The sequence below is a fragment of the Caenibacillus caldisaponilyticus genome (genome assembly GCF_002003465.1).
GTDB lineage: Bacteria > Bacillota > Bacilli > Bacillales > Sporolactobacillaceae > Caenibacillus > Caenibacillus caldisaponilyticus.
On the sequence record NZ_BDDQ01000018.1, the window covers coordinates 20123 to 39564 of the forward strand.

General features: G+C 56.1%; 21 protein-coding genes and 1 riboswitch. Of the genes, 20 read left to right on the plus strand and 1 reads right to left on the minus strand.

Going from position 1 to position 19442, the window contains the following annotated elements; translation table 11 throughout:
- The first annotated feature begins 62 nt into the window (after positions 1-62).
- From fmt to spoVM, 9 genes are all read left to right on the plus strand, one after another.
- On the plus strand, positions 63-998 hold the full coding sequence (gene fmt / locus CCB157_RS06175) for a methionyl-tRNA formyltransferase (protein ID WP_077615038.1): 936 nt from the start codon (positions 63-65) through the stop codon (positions 996-998).
- A complete protein-coding gene (gene rsmB / locus CCB157_RS06180) occupies positions 991-2349 on the plus strand; it encodes a 16S rRNA (cytosine(967)-C(5))-methyltransferase RsmB (protein ID WP_077615039.1) in 1359 nt (452 codons plus the stop codon). The genes fmt and rsmB overlap by 8 nt, the downstream gene beginning before the upstream one ends.
- Before the next feature lie 31 nt (positions 2350-2380).
- Entirely contained in the window at positions 2381-3127 is a 747-nt protein-coding gene (locus CCB157_RS06185; RefSeq protein ID WP_077615040.1) for a Stp1/IreP family PP2C-type Ser/Thr phosphatase, read from the plus strand.
- Positions 3124-5145: a Stk1 family PASTA domain-containing Ser/Thr kinase gene (pknB, locus tag CCB157_RS06190; protein WP_077615041.1), complete on the plus strand. Its 2022-nt coding sequence runs from the start codon at positions 3124-3126 to the stop codon at positions 5143-5145. The genes CCB157_RS06185 and pknB overlap by 4 nt, the downstream gene beginning before the upstream one ends.
- 1 nt (position 5146) lies before the next feature.
- Entirely contained in the window at positions 5147-6028 is an 882-nt protein-coding gene (gene rsgA / locus CCB157_RS06195; protein ID WP_077615126.1) for a ribosome small subunit-dependent GTPase A, read from the plus strand.
- Positions 6029-6676 (plus strand): ribulose-phosphate 3-epimerase, encoded by a 648-nt coding sequence (gene rpe, locus CCB157_RS06200; RefSeq protein WP_077615042.1) that lies wholly within the window; start codon positions 6029-6031, stop codon positions 6674-6676.
- Between the two features lie 23 nt (positions 6677-6699).
- Positions 6700-6809, plus strand: a riboswitch (TPP riboswitch).
- Between the two features lie 96 nt (positions 6810-6905).
- Positions 6906-7460 (plus strand): energy-coupled thiamine transporter ThiT, encoded by a 555-nt coding sequence (gene thiT / locus CCB157_RS06205; protein ID WP_158077229.1) that lies wholly within the window; start codon positions 6906-6908, stop codon positions 7458-7460.
- Positions 7461-7462: 2 nt separating this feature from the next.
- Positions 7463-8110 carry a thiamine diphosphokinase gene (locus CCB157_RS06210; protein ID WP_077615044.1) on the plus strand — a complete coding sequence of 216 codons (648 nt, stop codon included), beginning with the start codon at positions 7463-7465 and terminating at the stop codon, positions 8108-8110.
- A 119-nt stretch (positions 8111-8229) separates the two neighbouring features.
- Positions 8230-8307, plus strand: a complete 78-nt coding sequence (gene spoVM, locus CCB157_RS18320; RefSeq protein ID WP_077615127.1) for a stage V sporulation protein SpoVM — start codon at positions 8230-8232, stop codon at positions 8305-8307.
- Between the two features lie 32 nt (positions 8308-8339).
- Here the strand turns inward: spoVM and rpmB are convergent, their stop codons facing one another.
- Positions 8340-8528 (minus strand): 50S ribosomal protein L28, encoded by a 189-nt coding sequence (gene rpmB / locus CCB157_RS06220; protein WP_077615045.1) that lies wholly within the window; start codon positions 8526-8528, stop codon positions 8340-8342.
- A gap of 220 nt (positions 8529-8748) precedes the next feature.
- On the opposite strand from rpmB, the gene CCB157_RS06225 reads away from it, so the two are divergent.
- The 11 genes from CCB157_RS06225 to rnc all read left to right on the plus strand — a co-directional run bounded on the left by CCB157_RS06225 (position 8749) and on the right by rnc (position 19272).
- On the plus strand, positions 8749-9111 hold the full coding sequence (locus CCB157_RS06225) for an Asp23/Gls24 family envelope stress response protein (RefSeq protein WP_077615046.1): 363 nt from the start codon (positions 8749-8751) through the stop codon (positions 9109-9111).
- 49 nt (positions 9112-9160) lie between these two features.
- Positions 9161-10822: a DAK2 domain-containing protein gene (locus CCB157_RS06230; protein WP_077615128.1), complete on the plus strand. Its 1662-nt coding sequence runs from the start codon at positions 9161-9163 to the stop codon at positions 10820-10822.
- Between the two features lie 18 nt (positions 10823-10840).
- Positions 10841-11500 carry an L-serine ammonia-lyase, iron-sulfur-dependent subunit beta gene (sdaAB, locus tag CCB157_RS06235; protein ID WP_077615047.1) on the plus strand — a complete coding sequence of 220 codons (660 nt, stop codon included), beginning with the start codon at positions 10841-10843 and terminating at the stop codon, positions 11498-11500.
- Between the two features lie 56 nt (positions 11501-11556).
- Positions 11557-12456 carry an L-serine ammonia-lyase, iron-sulfur-dependent, subunit alpha gene (sdaAA, locus tag CCB157_RS06240; RefSeq protein ID WP_077615048.1) on the plus strand — a complete coding sequence of 300 codons (900 nt, stop codon included), beginning with the start codon at positions 11557-11559 and terminating at the stop codon, positions 12454-12456.
- A complete protein-coding gene (gene recG / locus CCB157_RS06245; protein WP_077615049.1) occupies positions 12453-14498 on the plus strand; it encodes an ATP-dependent DNA helicase RecG in 2046 nt (681 codons plus the stop codon). The genes sdaAA and recG overlap by 4 nt, the downstream gene beginning before the upstream one ends.
- A gap of 271 nt (positions 14499-14769) precedes the next feature.
- Positions 14770-15357: a transcription factor FapR gene (gene fapR, locus CCB157_RS06250; RefSeq protein WP_077615050.1), complete on the plus strand. Its 588-nt coding sequence runs from the start codon at positions 14770-14772 to the stop codon at positions 15355-15357.
- Positions 15341-16351 (plus strand): phosphate acyltransferase PlsX, encoded by a 1011-nt coding sequence (plsX, locus tag CCB157_RS06255; RefSeq protein WP_077615051.1) that lies wholly within the window; start codon positions 15341-15343, stop codon positions 16349-16351. Before fapR ends, plsX begins: the two co-directional genes overlap by 17 nt.
- 31 nt (positions 16352-16382) lie before the next feature.
- The gene (gene fabD / locus CCB157_RS06260) at positions 16383-17333 is read left to right on the plus strand and encodes an ACP S-malonyltransferase (protein ID WP_077615129.1); all 951 of its coding nucleotides are present in this window, start codon (positions 16383-16385) and stop codon (positions 17331-17333) included.
- Complete coding sequence (gene fabG / locus CCB157_RS06265) at positions 17330-18070, plus strand: 3-oxoacyl-[acyl-carrier-protein] reductase (RefSeq protein WP_077615052.1); 741 nt, start codon at positions 17330-17332, stop codon at positions 18068-18070. The genes fabD and fabG overlap by 4 nt, the downstream gene beginning before the upstream one ends.
- 111 nt (positions 18071-18181) lie before the next feature.
- Complete coding sequence (gene acpP / locus CCB157_RS06270; protein ID WP_077615053.1) at positions 18182-18421, plus strand: acyl carrier protein; 240 nt, start codon at positions 18182-18184, stop codon at positions 18419-18421.
- Between the two features lie 158 nt (positions 18422-18579).
- A complete protein-coding gene (gene rnc / locus CCB157_RS06275; RefSeq protein WP_077615130.1) occupies positions 18580-19272 on the plus strand; it encodes a ribonuclease III in 693 nt (230 codons plus the stop codon).
- Positions 19273-19442 lie beyond the last annotated feature (170 nt).

Sequence of the window (19442 nt, forward strand, 5' to 3'; positions counted from 1 at the left end):
GCCGCCACCCTCCACGCGGGGAAGCTAATGATAAGCCAACTCGTTCAGCAAAGGATGATTCAATGAACATCGTATTCATGGGAACGCCGGATTTCGCCGTTCCGGTGCTCGCTCGACTACTGGATGAATCCTATCATGTTGTCGCCGTCGTCACCCAGCCCGACCGCCCCGTCGGCCGGAAAAAGCGCCTGACGCCGCCGCCGGTCAAACGATTGGCCGAAGCGCGCGGCATCCCGGTGTTGCAACCGGAAAAAATTCGGAAACGGGAAGCTCAGGAAGAGGTGCTTCGCTATCAGCCCGATCTCATCGTGACGTGCGCGTACGGGCAAATTCTGCCGGTGTCGCTCCTTGAAGCGCCGAAATACGGAGCGATCAACGTTCACGCCTCCCTGCTCCCGGAATACCGGGGCGCGGCACCCATCCATCGGGCGATTATGGACGGCAAAAAAGAGACCGGCGTGACGATCATGTATATGGTCAAAGAATTGGACGCCGGCGACATTCTCTCGCAAAAAAAAGTGGCGATCGAAGAGGACGACAACGTCGGCACGCTCCACGACAAGTTGGCAAAAGCGGGCGCCGACTTGTTGATCGAGACGCTCCCGGCGCTCGTATCGGGAAACATCACGCCCATCAAGCAGGATGAAGCGCGCGCCACCTATGTGTCCACCTTAACCCGAGAAGATGAACGCATCGATTGGACCCGCCCCGGGGAAGCCGTCTACAATCACATCCGCGGGCTTGATCCGTTCCCGGGCGCTTACACGATCTTCCGCGGCCAGCCGTTGAAGATTTGGAAAGCCGTGAAAACGGAACGGTCGGCCGACGTTCCGGCGGGGACTGTGTTGGCGGTCGAGCCCGACGGTTTTGTCGTCAAAACCGGGGATGAGGTGGCCATTAAAGTCGTCGAATGCCAGCCGGCGGGAAAACGGCGCATGCCGGCCTCCGCATTTTTAAACGGGGTTTCCATAAACGTAGGGGAGATTCTCGGTGGCTGACGGCGATCGGCGGAATGTGCGCGCGGCCGCCCTCGACCTTTTGCTTAAGATTGAGCGCGATGGTGCCTACAGCCCGCTGGCCCTCCATCACGCGATCGAGACGTCGGGCTACGAAGCGCGGGATGCCGCTCTGCTCACGCAAATCGTCTACGGCACGCTGCAGCACCGCCTGACCATCGATTATTATTTAAGCGCCTTTTTGAACGCGCGGAATCGAACGAAAGCGTGGGTGCGCGAATTGTTGCGCCTCTCCGTCTACCAATTTGCGTATCTCGATAAGATCCCGCCGCACGCGATCACCAGCGAGGCGGTCGCGATCGCCAAGAAAAGGGGAGGCCCGCGCGTCGCCGGGTTTGTCAATGCCGTGCTCCGGCGTCTGATACGGGAAGGCTTGCCGGAAGTCGCCGCGATTGAAGACGAATTGGAACGGGAAGCCGTCATGTTCAGCCACCCCGCCTGGTTGATCGACCGCTGGCGCAAACAATACGGGCGCGAGACGGCGCGGATGATTTGTCAGGCCAATAATGAACCTCCGGCCGTCACCGCCCGGGTCAACCGCTTGAAGGCGTCGCGCGACGAGGTGATCGCGGAGCTCAAAAAAAGTGGCATTGAGGCGGAGAAAGGGCGGGTGTCGGAGGACGCGATCGTCATCAAAAAAGGAAAACTCACCGATCATCCCGTATATATAAATGGAAAGGCAACGGTACAAGATGAAAGTTCCATGCTGGTCGCGCGCGCGCTCGGCCCCCAACCGGGCATGACCATTTTGGATGCTTGCGCGGCGCCCGGAGGCAAGACAACCCATCTCGCCGAACTCATGAACGATACCGGAACGGTGGTTGCCCTCGACATTCACGAGCACAAAATCGGTTTGATCGACCGCCAGGCCAAGCGCCTCGGTTTGACGTCCGTCACGGCCCAAGCGCTCGACGCGCGCCGGGCGCCCGCGGCGTTCGGTCCCGAAGCCTTCGACGGCATATTGGTGGATGCCCCCTGCAGCGGCTTCGGTGTGATTCGCCGCAAGCCCGAGATTAAATATCAAAAATCGATGGACGATGTGGCCGCGATCGCCCGTTTGCAACTCGAACTGTTAAATGCCGTCGTCCCGCTGTTGAAGAAGGGAGCCAGGCTCGTCTACAGCACGTGCACGATCGACCAGGCGGAAAACATCGGAACGGCCGAGGCCTTTTGCCAAGCTAGGAAAGACATCGTGCCCGATGATACCCTTTGGGAGCGCTTGCCCGAGGCGGTCCGGCGCCGCGGTCATTGGAAAGGGCGGTCGATGTGCCAAATTCTTCCCCACGATTTCGGAACGGACGGCTTTTTCATCGCCGGATTTGTCAAACGCTAAACGATATGCGGTTTGAATAAGGGGTGGCAAGATGAAATCCGTTTTTAGAACCGATTGCGGAAAAATCCGCGAGCACAATGAAGACAACGGCGGCGTGTTTACGAAGGAAGGCTATGTCCTCGCGGTCGTCGCCGACGGGATGGGCGGCGAACAAGCCGGGGAAGTCGCGAGCGCCCTAGCCTTGGAATCCTTGACGGGCGATTGGGAGACGACCGACATTTCCGGCGATGAGGCGGCCGTTGCCGACTGGTTGAAAAAAAGCGTTAAACGGGCGAATAAATATATCTATAATTATGCCAACGCCCACGCCGAATGCCGGGGCATGGGAACGACGATCGTCGCCGCCCTTTGCGAGAAAGATCGGGTGACGATCGCCAACGTCGGGGACAGCCGTTGCTATATTCTCCGCGAAGGCGGCGCGTTCATGCAAGTCACCGAAGATCATTCGCTCGTCAACCAATTGATGAAATCCGGGCAGCTTTCCGAGGAAGACGCCGATCGCCATCCGATGAAGCACATGTTGACGCGGGCGCTCGGCACGGAAGAAGACACGGCGATCGACGTGACGACGATCTCGTGGTCGTCGGGGGACTGTTTGATTCTTTGTTCCGACGGGCTTTCCAATATGGTTCCTCCCCAAGCGATTGTCGAGGTTTTAAGCTGGGAAGGAACGCTTGAGGAAAAGGCGGAACGGCTCATCGCCCTCGCCAATGAGGCAGGCGGTTTGGACAACATTACCATAACGATTGTCGAAAATGATGATGGTGGAGAACAATGATAGGAAAACGGTTAAACGGACGTTATCAAATATTGTCGCGCATTGGTGACGGGGGGATGGCCGTCGTCTATAAAGCAAAAGACTTGATCCTGGACCGGTTGTGCGCGGTAAAGGTTTTGCGCCAGGAGTTTTCCAACGATGAAGCGTTCATCCGCCGCTTTCGCCGGGAAGCCGAAGCGGTCGCGAGCCTTTCCCATCCCAATATCGTCAACATTTATGACATCGGCGACGAAAGCGACTTGTATTATATCGTCATGGAATACGTGGACGGCGTCACCTTAAAGGCTTACATAAAGGAATTCGCGCCGGTACCGCCGGAAAACAGCGTCTACATCTTAAAGCAGATCGCCTCGGCCATCGAACACGCTCATCAGCACGGCATCGTCCACCGCGACATTAAGCCGCAAAACATTTTGATCGACGAACACGATCGCGTAAAGGTCACCGATTTTGGGATCGCGCTCGCGACGACGGGGGCGACGATCACCTATACGAATTCCATTATCGGCAGTGCCCACTATTTGTCGCCGGAGCAGGCCAAAGGCAGCGTGGCCACCATCAAATCGGATATTTACGCCTTCGGCATCGTCATGTATGAAATGTTGACCGGGCAGCTCCCGTTTCCCGGCGAATCGCCGGTCACCGTCGCACTTAAGCATCTGAGTGAACCTTATGTTTTGCCCCGGGACATCAACCCTTCGATTCCGCAAAGCTTGGAAAACATCATCATCCGGGCGCTGGCGAAAAATCCGGAAGATCGTTACGACACCATCGGGGACGTTTATGACGATTTAAGCACCGCGCTCGATCCGTCGCGCATCGATGAACCGAGAATCCAGCTGCTCGATGATCACGACGCGGACGCGACAAGGATCATCCCGCCCGCCGACGACGCAGAAAAGTCCCAGCTTATCGGCACTGGCGCCTCCGTCGCTCCCCAAGCGGCGGTTGACGACGAGAAGGAAGTCGAAAAACCGAAGAAGGAGCCCAAAAATAAAAACAAAAACAAGGGCGGCAAAAATGGCAAGAAAAAAAAGCGGGTGCTCACCGCGGTGATCGCCGCCTTGATCATCGCCATTCTCGCCGTCGCCGGCATTTTCGTGCTCCCGAAATTTTTTGCCGCCGACCACGTCAAAGTGCCGATTCTCAAGGGAAAAACGTTGGATCAAGCGCTTGAGCTCCTGGACGATCATCAGTTGAAGGCGAAAAAGAAAAACGTGACCGATGAACATGCGCCGAAAGGCATCGTCGTCGATCAGAATCCGAAAGCTGGAAAAGAAGTCTCCCCGGGCTCGACCGTGACGATTTATGTCAGCAAAGGTCCGAAAGAAGAAGAGGTGCCGGATTACATCGGCTATTCGAAAGATGCCGTCGAGCAATTGCTGAAAGACAATAAGTATAAAGACGTGATTTGGAAGGGCGTGCCTTCGACGGATGTGCCGGAAGGCCAAATCATCTCGCAAAAACCGGAAGCCGGCAAACAAATCGTGCCGCAGGAAACCGTTTTGGAGCTGACTTACAGCACCGGTCCTGAGACGGCCGAGGTGCCGGACCTCACCGGCCTGTCCAAAGATGACGCCGAAAGCCGCTTGAAAGCGGCCGGTTTTGACGTCACGTTTGCCGATGGTGGCTATTCCGACAATGTGGAAAAAGATCACGTCATGAAAACCGATCCGTCCCCGGGAACGGCACTGGCCGTCGGGAAAACCGTCACGGTTTACCTTTCGAAGGGCCCAAAAGCGCAGGCGAAGACGACCATCCAAAACATCACGGTGGCGGTTGACGGCGGCGATGGCGGGGATAAGCCCGATAAAGACGGCGTCCACGTCCAGATCTATTTCTCGGATATGAACAACGAGCAAAAATTGTTCGCGGACGAAACGATCAAGAAAACGAAAACCTATAATCTTCCGCTCACGATTGCGCCGGGTGGGTCGGCGCGCTATCAAGTGTACGTCGACGGCCAACTCGTCCGGCAAGAGACGATCCGGTATGACGATTTGGATGGGGTGGATTAATTTGCCGAACGGGAAAATTATCAAAGCGCTCAGCGGATTTTATTACGTCCGGGATGGGGCGTCCGTCTTTCAATGCCGGGCGCGCGGCAATTTTCGCAAAAAGAAAATCACGCCGTTGGTTGGGGATCTGGTGGAATTCCAAGCGTCTTCCCCGACCGACGGATACATCTTGTCGATCAAACCCCGAAAGAACGCTTTGATACGCCCTCCCGTCGCCAACATCGACCAGGCTCTGCTCGTGTTTTCGGCCAAGGAGCCCGACTTTGACGACGGACTCTTGGACCGCTTTCTCGTTCACGTCGAGGCGGAGGGCATCGAGCCGGTGATCTGTCTGACCAAAATCGATTTGTTAAATGAGGAAGAGCTCGCCCGTTTCCGCGAGGTTGCCCGGGTGTACGAGGAGATCGGCTACCCGTTTTTCATGATTTCGAGCACGGAGAAAACCGGACTGGATGCCTTGAAACCGTTGCTCAAAAATAAGACGAGTGTCGTTGCCGGACAAACCGGCGCCGGCAAATCCTCGCTTTTGAACGCTTTAAATCCGGAGCTGTCGATCCGAACCGGAGAAATTTCCGAAGCGTTGGGGCGGGGGAAGCACACGACGCGCCACGTGGAATTTTTGGAAGTGTGCGGCGGGGATGTCGCCGACACGCCTGGCTTCAGCGCATTGGAATTCGCCGGCATCGAAGCCGACGGCCTCCCGCAGTATTTTCCGGAGATGGTTCGTTTGGCTTCGTCCTGTCGTTTCCGCGGCTGCACCCATCGCGCCGAACCAGGCTGCGCGGTGAAGGAAGCGGTGGAAAACGGCGGGATATCGGAACGGAGATATCGCCATTACTTGCAGTTTTATGAAGAAATATCATCAAGAAAGAAGCGATATTAGATGATCCGAATCGTTCCATCCATCTTGGCAGCCGACTTTGCAAATCTCGCCGATGAAGTGAAATCGGTCGAGAGAGCCGGAGTGGAAATGATCCATATCGATGTCATGGACGGCCACTTCGTTCCCAACATCACGATGGGGCCAAACGTCGTTTCCGCGCTGCGCCCGCGCACGCGTTGCGAATTGGACGTTCACTTGATGATCGAGGATCCCGATCGCTACATTCCGGATTTCGTCAAGGCCGGCAGCGACCGCATCGCGGTCCATGTTGAAGCGTGCCGGCACTTGCACCGCACGCTTCAACTCATCAAAGAAAACGGCGCTCGCGCGGGCGTGGCTTTGAATCCGGCCACTCCGGTTTCTGCGATACGCCATGTTTTGCCTGATCTCGATTTTCTTTTAATCATGACCGTCAATCCGGGCTTCGGAGGGCAAGCGTTTATCCCGCAAATGATCGAAAAAATTTCCGAAGCCAGCCGGTTGCTTAAAGAGGCTTCCCGGTTGATACCGATTGAGGTGGACGGGGGGATCAACAAGGAGACGATTCGCCACTGTTATATCGCCGGCGCGACGGAGTTCGTCGCGGGCACGGCGATTTTCAATGAAAGCGACCGGATGCTTGCCATTGAAGAACTGCGCAGGCTATAATGAAAATGGCAAATGAATAGCGGAAGGACCACATGGGGAGTCTTTGTTAAAGGCTGAGAGGGAAGTGTAACTTCCGACCCATCGAACCTGCATCGGGATCATGCCTGCGTAGGGATTGTGGTGTACGAAATGTTGGAGGGACGACAGTCGTATGCCCAGCGCGGCATGCGGCTGTTTTCTTTTGCGCGGACGAAAAGAGAACGTCCGCAAAAACAGGGGGGAATGGTTCATGTCTCAACGCGAACGCACGTTAATCCTCGTCGAAGGGGCGCTGGTCGTTGCCCTCGGCGCGCTCTTGAACCTCGTCAAATTCAGCGGGCCGTGGGCCGCGGGCGGTTCGGTTTCGCTGGAAATGGTGCCGATCATCGTTTTCAGCTTGCGCCGCGGCATGGCTTGGGGAATGTTTGCCGGATTTGTGTACGGCATCGTCAATTTTATCATGGGCCCTTATTTTATGAATATCATCCAATTTCTGTTGGATTACGGGCTGGCCTTTTTGTTGGTCGGCACGGCGGCGATCGCCCGGATCAAAGCCGATGAGACTAAGGCCAAAACGATGTTTATGGCCGGATTGGGGACCGTCGTCGCCGGCGTGATGCGCTTTCTCAGCCATTACGTCTCGGGCATCGTTTTCTATGCCTCCAATGCCCCGCACGGGCAGCCGGTCGCGCTTTACTCTTTAATTTACAACGGCACTTACATGGGGCCGAGCGTCGTCGCCGATTTGATCGTCATTTTAATATTGGCCGCGATCATGCCGAATATGCTCACAAGGCGGTCCTAGCGATGGACTATGCCATCCTTGCGGGAGGTCCTCCCGCTCATTTGCCGGATTTGACGCATCCGCGTTTTGCGAATGTCCGCTGGGTCGGTGTCGACCGCGGCGCCTTTCGCCTGATGCAACGCGGCATCCGCCCCGTTAAGGCGTTCGGCGACTTTGATTCGATCAGCGCGGACGAACGCGCCTTTTTGCAGGCCCGCGGCCTTGACCTTGCGGTGTTCCCCGCCGAAAAAGATAAAACCGATTTGGAAATCGCCGTCGATTGGGTTTTGACGCAAAAGCCCGAGCGATGCTGGATCGTCGGGGCGACCGGCGGGCGTTTGGATCATACCCTAATGAACGTCCAACTCCTTCTCAAAGCGGTGCGTTCTCGGACGGAAATGTTTTTGATCGACGCGCAAAATATCGCCGCCGTTTTACCGCCCGGCACATATGATGTGCCGCGGAGCGACGATCACCCTTACCTTTCCTTCATCGCCTTGACGCCGAAAGCGAGCGGCCTCTCGCTGTCGGGGGTCAAATATCCGCTCGACGATGCGGAGCTGACATGGGGATCCTCCCTTTGCATCAGCAACGAATGGACGGCGGAGACGGCCAAGGTCATCGTCGGCCAAGGCATCGTTCTCATGGTGCAAAGCAAGGACGCCGGTTGAGCGAAAAACACGGGCGATGTGGTACTATTTTAGATTCCGTGAATATACTATATTAATAAGAATCGCGTCTTTTATAGGATTATAGAAGGAGACACGGGGCATCGCAAGGAGGAGTATCGATGAAGTTTTATACGATCAAGCTGCCGAGGTTCCTCGGCGGTTTCATCAGGGCGATTTTGGGTCTGCGAAAAGGATAATACAAAAAAGCACCGTCAAGGGTGCTTTTTTGTTAAACGCGTTCCACTTTTCCGGCTTTTAAAGCTTTGGTGGACACGTACACGCGTTTCGGCTTGCCGTCAACGAGAATGCGGACTCTTTGGAGATTCGGCTTGAATTTGCGCTTGGATTTATTTTCCGCAAAAGAACGGTTTTGACCGAACTTCGTCGTTTTACCGGTAACGTAACATTTTTTTCCCAATGTCCTGACCTCCTTACACGACGGATAATCCGTTCCGTTCGATCATTTCAAAACAAATACGCGAGTATTATACCACTGATGGGCGCGCCTTACAAGGCATCGATCCGATTTTCGCCGGGGACCGCCTCTTTTCGTCCGGTCGCATGCCCCCACCGGCTTTTAATACCCATTTGATTATAGTAAAATAGCGTTAGTGACCATAAAGAAAGGATGGACCTCAGTGGCCATAGAAATGAAAACCGATTACGGCGTTATAGATGTGACCGACCACGTCATTGCCACCATTGCCGGCGGTGCCGCCGTCGATTGTTACGGGATTGTCGGTATGGCGTCGCAACGGCAAATCAAGGATGGATTGTCCGAATTGCTCGGAAAGGAGAACCTGAGCCGCGGCGTCGTCGTACGCCATGAAGACGGTGAGGTCATCATCGATTTGTACATCGTCGTCAGCTACGGAACGAAAATTTCCGAAGTTGCCCACAATGTGCAAACCAAGGTCAAATACACGTTGGACAAGATGCTCGGGATCGAAGTGGATGCCATCAACATCTATGTCCAAGGCGTGCGTTTGACGAACGAGTGATCCGGGAGGAAAAAGGGTGGAAAGCATCAAGATCAATGCATTGACATTTATGGATATGCTCGAACAAGGGTCGGAGTCGATCACCGCCCAATCCGGATCGATCAACGCCTTGAACGTGTTTCCGGTTCCCGACGGGGATACCGGAACGAATATGGCGTTGACCATGCAGTCGGGCGTTCGGCAATTGCGGACGGAAAAGGCACTGAACGAGGTCGGACAGGTCGCCGCGGTCTTCGCCAAAGGGTTGCTCATGGGCGCACGCGGCAACTCGGGCGTCATTTTGTCCCAATTGTTTCGGGGCATCGCGAAAGCGTTGGAACACGAAAAGGGATTGGACGCTAAAACGTGGGCCGAAGCGCTTCAAAGCGGAACAGAAACCGCTTACAAAGCGGTGATGAAGCCGGTAGAAGGGACGATCTTGACGGTTGCCCGGGAAGCGGCCCGCGCGGCTGTGAAAAGGGCGAGAAAAACCGATGACCTTGTGGAGGTTACGGAAGCCGCCTTGGCCGCTGCGAAAACGGCACTGGAGGCGACGCCCAAACTTCTGCCGTTGTTAAAGGAAGCGGGAGTCGTCGACTCCGGCGGGAGCGGGCTCGTCGCCATTTTTGAAGGCATGCTCGCCGCCCTCAAGGGCGAAACACCGGCGCGCCCCCGCACGGATGCCCAAGGCGATCTTTCCGCGGTTCACCGTCCCCAGGAAGTGATGAGGACCGAAGAGATCCGCTACGGTTACTGTACGGAATTCATCGTCCGTCTCAACCATCCGGAACGTTTTGATCTCGACGCCTTTCGCCTTCGCTTGTCCCGCGACGGCGACTCCATATTGGCCGTGCGCGACGAAGAACTTTTGAAAGTGCACATCCATACGGAAAAACCCGGTGAGATGTTGACGCTCGGCCAAGCGCATGGCGAACTCGTTAAAATAAAAATCGAAAACATGAGGGAACAGCACGGGCAATTGGTGAACGACAGCCGGACGGTTACGGGCGCCCATGGCTCTGAAGCGAACGAAGACGGCAAGAATGCCGCGGCGCAGGACGGCGACGGCGGCGATTTGGAAATCGGCATCGTCGCCGTCGCCTCCGGAAAAGGTTTGGAGGCGTTGTTTAAAGACGCCGGGGCGACGGTCGTCTTGGCGGGCGGTCAAACCATGAATCCGAGCACGGAAGACATCCTCACCGCCATTCAAAAGACCAAAGCGAAACAAGCGATCGTCCTGCCGAACAACGGCAACATCATCATGGCCGCCAAACAGGCGGCCGAAGTGGCGGAAATTCCGACGGTCGTCGTGGAAACGAAGTCGATTCCCGCGGGCCTTTCCGCTTTGTTCAGCTTCAATCCCGAGGCGGATTTGCAGGAAAATGCCGAGCGGATGACGGCCGCCGCCCAACGGGTCAAATCCGGCCAAGTGACGCAAGCTGTTCGCGACACGACCGTCGACGGCACGGCGGTCAAAAAAGGCGATTTCATCGGCATTTTTGAAAAAAAGATCGTCACGAACGATCCGGAGCGCGCGCGAACGGCGGAAAAATTGCTGAATAAAATGGTCGATGAACAGGATGAACTCGTGACGATCATCTACGGTGAAGCGGTGAATCGCGAGGAAGCCGACAAATTGGCCCAAAGCGTCCGCCGATTGAATGAAGATCTCGAAGTCGACGTCCAAGATGGCGGACAACCCGTTTTCGATTATTTGATCGCGGTGGAATGATGGCGAAGGAGGAAAACGATGAAATATCGGAGCGTTTTTGATATTATCGGTCCCGTCATGATCGGCCCTTCCAGCTCCCACACGGCCGGGGCGGCGCGCATCGGCCGGATCGCCCGCCACATCTTTGGTGAACAGCCCGAACGGGTGACGATTCATCTTTACGGGTCCTTTGCCAAAACTTATAAAGGCCACGGCACCGACGTCGCGCTCGTCGGCGGTTTGCTCGATTACGATACCCATGACCAAAGGATCGTGGACGCGCTGCAAAACGCTGAGAAGGCCGGCATGCAGGTGACGTTCGTTCCGGACGACGAAGAGCCCGAACATCCGAACACCGCGCGCTTGATTTTGGAAAAAGGCGACGATCGCATGGAAGTCGTCGGCGTTTCGATCGGCGGCGGGAAGATCATGATCACGGAGTTAAACGGCTATCCGCTCAAGCTCACCGGAAACCAGCCGGCCATTTTCGTCGTCCATCATGATCGACACGGTGCGGTTGCCGCGGTGGCGACGGTGCTTGCCCGTCACGAAATCAACATTTCTTACATGGAAGTGTCGCGCCGGAAAAAAGGGCAGACGGCTCTCATGGTCATCGAAACCGATCAGCCGGTCAACGCCCGCGTGGCCGATGAAATATCCCGCCTGCCGAACATGTTAAAGGTCGCCACCTTGGATTGACCGGCAAATTTGAGCGCGCCGGCAGGTCGTGTACTGCGCATAAAGGAGGAGGAGCCATGTTTCGCACGGTAGCCGAGCTCGTCGCCATTGCGGAGCGCGAGCGCATCCCGATTTCCGAAGTGATGATTCGCAAAGAGATGCAGGAGTTCGACCGGACGAAGGAAGAAATCTTTGCGCAGATGGAGAACAATTTGAAAGTCATGGAAGCCGCGGTCGAGCGCGGCATTCATGAAAAAGTCCGCTCCCATTCCGGATTGACGGGCGGAGATGCCGTTCTGATCCAAAATTATATTCAATCGGGGCGCACGCTGGCGGGGGAGCGCATACTCGACGCCGTCAGCAAGGCCGTCGCCACCAATGAAGTCAATGCGGCGATGGGGACGATTTGCGCAACGCCGACCGCGGGATCGGCCGGCGTCGTTCCCGGCGTATTATTCGGTCTCGCTCCGAAGCTCTCTCCGACCCGCGAACAAATGATCCGCTTTCTGTTTACGGCCGGGGCCGTCGGCTACGTCATCGCCAACAACGCTTCGATCTCCGGGGCAAGCGGCGGCTGTCAGGCGGAAGTCGGATCGGCCGCCGGCATGGCCGCTGCGGCCGCGGTGGAGCTGGCCGGCGGCAGCCCGGCGCAAAGCGCGGAAGCGACGGCGATCGCTTTGAAAAATATGATCGGCCTCGTTTGCGATCCCGTCGCTGGTTTGGTGGAGGTGCCTTGCGTGAAGCGCAACGCGATGGGCGCGGCCATCGCGGTGGTCGCCGCCGACATGGCGTTGGCCGGCGTCAAGAGCCGGATTCCGTGCGATGAAGTCATCGAAGCGATGCATCGCGTCGGTCAGCGGATGCCGTCGGCATTTAAGGAAACCGCGGAAGGCGGTTTGGCGACGACGCCGACGGGACTCCGGCTCGCGGAGAAAATCTTCGGTCCGGCGGCCTCAGGGGAGCGTTCCCGTGCATGATCGACGAAATCCCGGTGACCGCCGTCAGGGGCGTCGGCCCGGAGACGGCCGAAGCGCTCAATGAACTCAACATCCGCACCGTCGGCGAACTGCTCGAGCATTTCCCTCATCGCTATGAAAATTACCAAATCAAGGATTTGGCGCACGCGCAACACGAAGAAAAGATCACGATTGTAGGGAAGGTTCAAAGCGAGCCTTCTCTCCGTTTTTTTAGTAAGAAAAAGTCGCGGCTGACCTTTCGCCTGTTGTCCGGCCGCTATCTCGTCAAGGCGGTCGTCTTCAACCGGCCGTATTTGAAGCGACGGCTCGCGGTCGGCGACACCGTCACCGTCACCGGAAAATGGGACGCCTACGCCCTCAGCATCACGGTCAACGAACTCAAATTTGGCTCCCTTGACCGCACGGAAGCCTATGAACCGGTCTATTCCGTCAAGGACGGTTTGACGTCCAAGGGCTTGAGAAAAATCATTCGCGCCGCGCTCGAACGCTATGGGTCGGTGATGTCCGAACGGGATCCGCTGCCGCCTGAGCTTCGCGAAATGTACAAGCTTCCGAGCCGCGGCGACGCCATCCGCGCCTTGCATTTTCCGCAGAACGGGACGGAATTGAAACATGCGCGTCGGCGCATGGTTTATGAAGAATTTTTGCTCTTTCAGTTGAAAATGCAGGCGCTCAAATCTTTCAACCGGCAATCGGGCAGCGGTCGCTCCATCAAAGTGCCGAAGGACGCGGTCCATACTTTTATTGAAGGCTTGCCTTTTTCCTTAACGGGGGCGCAGCGCCGCGTCATCGACGAGATCCTTGCTGATCTGGAAGCGCCGTATCGCATGAACCGTTTGCTGCAGGGCGATGTCGGCAGCGGCAAAACGGTCGTGGCCGCCATCGCGCTATACGCCGTGGCCAAGGCAGGCTTCCAAGGGGCCTTGATGGTGCCGACGGAGATTTTGGCCGAACAACACGCCGAGAGCCTGGATCGCCTTCTCACCCCGCACGGCGTCACCGTCGCGTTGCTGACCGGAACCGTCAAGGGCAGACGCCGTCAAGCGCTCCTTGAACACTTGGCAAACGGCGGGATAGACGTCGTCGTCGGAACCCATGCACTCATTCAGGAAGCGGTGCGTTTTAAAAATTTAGGCCTCGTCGTCACTGACGAGCAGCATCGCTTTGGCGTTGAACAACGCCGGGCTTTGAAGGCGAAGGGCATTAACCCTGACGTTTTGTTTATGACCGCCACGCCGATCCCGCGGACGATGGCGATTTCGGCCTTCGGCGACATGGACATTTCGACGATTGACGAGATGCCGGCGGGCCGAAAACCCGTGCGCACGACTTGGGTCAAGCATGAGCAGCTGAACGCGGTGTTGCGTTTCATGTTAAAAGAACTGCAAAAAGGTCGGCAAGCGTACGTCATTTGCCCGCTCATTGAAGAATCCGAACAGCTCGATCTGCAAAACGCCATCGACGTGCACGCCCGGCTGTCAGCCGTTTTCAAAGATTACAAAGTCGGGCTGTTGCACGGAAGAATGACGCCGGAAGAGAAGGATCGGGCGATGAGCGACTTTAAGGCCAACCGCACGCAAGTCCTCGTTTCGACGACGGTCATCGAAGTCGGCGTCAACGTGCCGAACGCGACGGTCATGGTCGTCTACGACGCCGAACGCTTCGGGCTGGCCCAGCTCCATCAATTGCGCGGCCGCGTCGGCCGCGGCGATGAACAGGCCTACTGCATCCTGATCGCGGACGGCAAATCCGAGGCGAGCCGCGAACGCATGCGGATCATGACGGAGACGGCCGACGGCTTCAAGCTTTCCGAATACGACCTTAAACTGCGGGGACCGGGCGACGTGTTCGGCATCAAACAAAGCGGGCTCCCCGATTTTAAAATCGCCGATCTCATTCACGACTACCGCGCGCTGGAGGTCGCCCGCCGCGACGCCGCGGAGATGATCCGATCCGAGGCGTTTTGGCGTGACCCGGCCTATGAAGAATTGCGGAATTGGCTGAAAAAAGAAGGGGTTTTTGCCGGCGACCGCTTGGACTAAAAATCCGGTCCGTATATCATCATGGCGGACGCTTTGACTTTAAGATCCTCATGATTCGCTTGCCGACGCGCCCCGACGCGTGTTTTTCGCCGGCAGCCTTGGCCATCAGGCCGCATATCGTGCGGCGCGGGCCGCTCTATGGAGAATCTTCCCGGTGACGCGAGGCGCCCCTGACTCTTGAAAGTTATTAACCGTTTTTATATATTACTATTAGTACCTAGTCATAATCGTTTGCCTTTGATGCAAAAATTACGATCACGGCGGTGACACCATGAAGAGAACAAAACGGGAACGGCAAAAGCTATTGCTCGAGACGATACGGCAAACGCCTTTTGTCACCGATGAAGAATTGGCGGAAAAGTTTCAGGTCAGCGTGCAGACGATCCGCCTTGACCGAATGGAATTGTCGATCCCGGAGCTTCGGGAACGCATAAAGAGCGTCGCTCAACAGCAATTCGAAAAAGTGCGGGCGCTCGCTCCCGAAGAGGTGATCGGGGATGTCATTGACCTCGAACTGGATAAAAGCGCGATTTCCATATTGGACATCAAAAAGGAGCACGTCTTTTCGCGCACCGGCATCGCCCGCGGTCACCATCTCTTCGCTCAGGCCAATTCGTTGGCGGTCGCCGTCATCGACGACGAATTCGCGCTCACGGCCAAATGCGTCATCACTTTTAAAAGGCAAGTGAGAGAGGGCGAACGGGTCGTCGCGAAGGCAAACGTGGTTCGAGACGAGGGCGACTTTACTGTGGTAAAAGTTGACAGTTTCGTCAACCGGGAATTGGTGTTTCAAGGCACCTTCACCATGTATCGCTCTCGCTCCAAAGGAGGGAAATCAGCCTGTGAAGCTCGCGATTGACGCCATGGGAGGCGACCACGCGCCTGAAGAAATCGTGAAGGGGGCGCTGCAAGCCGCCGATGAACATGAGGAGTTGACGTTCACGCTCGTTGGCGATGAAAGCAAGATTCGTCCGTTGATAAAAGATCATCCGCGCATCCGCATTATACATACGACGGAAGTGATTCACGGGGACGATCAACCGGTGCGGGCCGTTCGCAAAAAGAAAAAAGCCTCGATGGTTCTCGCCATTCAAGAGGTGAAAGAAGGACGGGCCGATGCCGTCATATCCGCGGGCAACACCGGTGCTTTGATGGCGGCGGGGCTTTTGGAAGTCGGCCGGATCAACGGCATCCATCGCCCGGCGCTCGCGCCGACCGTTCCGACGATCAATGAAGGCCAAGGTTTTCTGCTGCTCGACGCCGGGTCGAACATGGACGCCAAGCCCGAACATCTGTTGCAATACGCGATCATGGGTTCCATCTACGTGGAAAAAGTGCTCGGCAAGAAGAACCCGCGCGTCGGACTGTTGAACATCGGGGAAGAGCCTGGAAAAGGCAATGAATTGAGCAAGCAGGCGTTTGAGCTGTTGCAACAAGCGCCGATTCATTTTGTCGGCAACGTCGAGTCGCGCGATCTGCTCATGGGCGTTGCGGACATCGTTGTCGGCGACGGTTTTTCCGGAAATTTGGTGCTTAAATGCATCGAAGGCTCGGCTCTGTCCTTATTCACGCTCATCAAGCGCAACCTGACGAATTCGCTTTATTCGAAACTGATCGCGATGTTTTTGTATCCGAAATTAAAGGGCATCAAAGCGTTGATGGATTATTCGAGCTACGGAGGCGCCTGTTTGTTTGGGCTGGCGGCGCCCGTGATCAAAGCGCATGGTTCCTCCAACGCCAGAGCCATTTATACGACCATCAATCAGGCGCAGCTGATCGTCGAACGAAACGTTGTCAAGACGATCGAACGCACCGTTTTGGAAACCAAAGACACATGGGTGCCGAATGAATAAATCGATTTTCAAAGGAACGGGGGATGAGGCAGTGGGAAAGATAGCGTTCGTGTTTCCCGGACAAGGTTCGCAAGCGGTGGGCATGGCGCAAGATGTCGCCGGCCGGTTTCCCGAAATCAAAGCCTTGTTTGACAAGGCAGACGCTCGACTCGGTTATCAACTGTCCGATATCATTTTTAACGGCCCGGCGGAGACGCTCACGCTGACGGAGAACGCGCAACCGGCCATTTTGACGGCCAGCGTCGCCATGCTTTCTTTGCTTGAGAAGGAAGGATTGGTGCCTGACTACGTCGCCGGTCACAGCCTTGGGGAATATAGCGCGCTCGTTGCCGCCGGCGCTTTGGCTTTTGAAGATGCGGTTTATGCGGTGCGCATGCGCGGATTGTATATGGAAGAAGCGGTTCCGGCGGGCACCGGCGCGATGGCGGCGGTTTTAGGGCTGGATGCCGCTCGTCTCGCCGAAGTGTGTGACGAAGTGTCGCGTTCCGGCGATCTCGTCCAGCTCGCCAATCTGAACAGTCCGGGGCAGATCGCCATTTCGGGGACGAAGGCGGGGGTGGAAAAAGCGTCGGCCGCCGCCAAGGAAGCGGGCGCCAAACGCGTCATCCCCTTGAATGTCAGCGGCCCCTTCCATTCCGAACTCATGAAGCCCGCCGCCGAAAAGCTCAAAGCGGTGCTGGAGGCTATCGCGATCGCAGACGCGCGCGTGCCGGTCGTTGCCAATGTGACGGCCGATCTCGTGACGGATCGCGGCATGATCAAAGAACTGTTGCTTCGGCAAATCTATTCGCCGGTGCGTTGGATCGAATCCGTCGAGAAATTGGTCGCGCTCGGCGTCGACACCTTCGTTGAAGTCGGCCCGGGGAAAGTGCTCGCGGGACTCATCAAAAAAATCGAACGGTCGGCGCGGGTGCTTAACGTGAATGACTACGAATCCTTCGAAAAAACCGTGGCAGACTTAAAAGGAGGGAGCGGCGCGTGAAAGGACAAACGGCTTTAGTAACGGGAGCGTCGCGCGGCATCGGCCGGGCCATCGCCTTGGCTCTTGGCGGCGCAGGCGTCAAAGTGGCAGTGAATTACGCAGGAAACGCTGAGCAGGCTCAGAAAGTCGTCGAGGAAATCAAAGCGCTGGGCTCCGAGGCGTTTGCCGTGCAAGCCGATGTTTCGGACGCCGAAGCCGTCCAAAACATGGTCAAACAGGTCATCGACGTGTTCGGATCGCTGGATATTCTCGTGAACAATGCCGGCATTACGCGCGACGGTCTTCTCATGCGCATGAAAGAAGAAGATTGGGACGCCGTTTTGAATACGAACTTAAAAGGTGTCTTCCATACGACCAAAGCCGTCGCGCGGCAAATGATGAAACAAAAGCGCGGCAAAATCATCAACGTGGCTTCGGTCGTCGGCATCATCGGCAATGCCGGACAGGCGAATTACGTGGCGGCGAAAGCGGGCGTCATCGGCTTGACCAAGTCGGCGGCGCGCGAGCTCGCCCCTCGGAACATCACGGTGAACGCGATCGCTCCCGGATTTATCGAAACGGATATGACCGAAAATCTGCCAGAGGAGACGAAACGCGCCATGATGGCGCAAATTCCGCTCGCCCGCTTCGGAAAGCCGGAAGATGTGGCCGGCGTCGCGCTTTTCCTCGCTTCGAGCGCGAGCGATTACATGACCGGCCAGGTGCTTTGCGTCGACGGCGGCATGGTCATGGGTTAAGCGCCGCCCAGTACGGATTGACCCGATGAAATATGGCGGTTAAAATATTGTTTGTGTATAAAGCGGTCTTCCGTGCGAATGACGCGCACCCTTTGAGGGGAGGTGACAAGAATGTCGGATGATATTTTGGCTCGCGTGAAGAAAATCGTCGCTGAACGTCTTGACGTAGACGAAGCCGACGTGACTCCGGAAGCTTCTTTTAAAGAAGATTTGGAAGCCGATTCCCTTGATGTCGTGGAATTGGTGATGGAACTCGAAGACGAATTCGGCCTAGAAATCTCGGATGAAGATGCCGAGAAGATTTTGACGGTCGGAGACGTTGTGGAGTACATAAAAAGCCACCAATCCTGACATGAATAATAGTGAAAGTCCCGGTTTTCACACGGGACTTTCCGTTTATTCTACCCTTTTTCAAGGGGGAGATGGCGTTGTCTTCCGTTTCCGAAAAGGATCAAGGCTTGAATGGAGGTTTTCCGTTGGATTCACGCGATCAATGGCCATCGAGCGATATGGAACGGGTGCAAAAGCTCCGGTCTTTTACAAAAGCGTTCGGCATCCCGTTTCACGATGAAAACTTATTGGTGCAGGCTTTTACTCATTCATCCTATGTGAATGAGCATCGCGGCGCGTTGGCGCACAATGAGCGCTTGGAATTTCTCGGCGATGCCGTTCTCGAACTCTTCGTTTCCCACTATTTGTTCGAGCATTTCACCGATCTTGATGAAGGCGAATTGACCAAATTTCGGGCGGCGGTCGTCTGTGAACCTTCCCTCGTCAAACTCGCCGAAAAACTGAAGTTTGCGGACATGGTTTTTCTCGGAAAAGGGGAAGAAGCTACAGGCGGTCGGCAACGGCCGGCGCTTCTCGCCGACATTTTTGAAGCGTTTGTCGGCGCCCTGTATCTCGATCAAGGCGCGGATGCCGTTCGCCGTTTTTTGGATGCCGTCTTGTTTCCCGAAATCCGTTCCGGTGCTTTTTCACATAGGATGGATTACAAAAGCGAGCTGCAAGAATACGTGCAGCGGCGCAACATGGGCGAGATCGATTACACCGTCGTGTCCGAAAAAGGGCCGGCTCATAATAAGGAATATGTCTCCCGCGTGTTGGTGAACGGGGCCGTCCTCGGAACGGGGACGGGGCGTTCAAAAAAAGAGTCGGAACAAGAAGCCGCCCGCCAGGCGTTGAACGCCTTAAAGTCGTAAATGAAGCAGCCCTTCCGTCCGGGAGGGTTCTTCTTTTGCTTTGAAACGCAGATCCAAAAGGACGGCCGGTCCGCCTTCCAAACCCCCGACTTTTCGGCAAACGAGCGGCTTGGCGCCGGCTTTATTTCTCCGAACCGATAGTATAAAATAGAATGGCTTATAGTGTACGG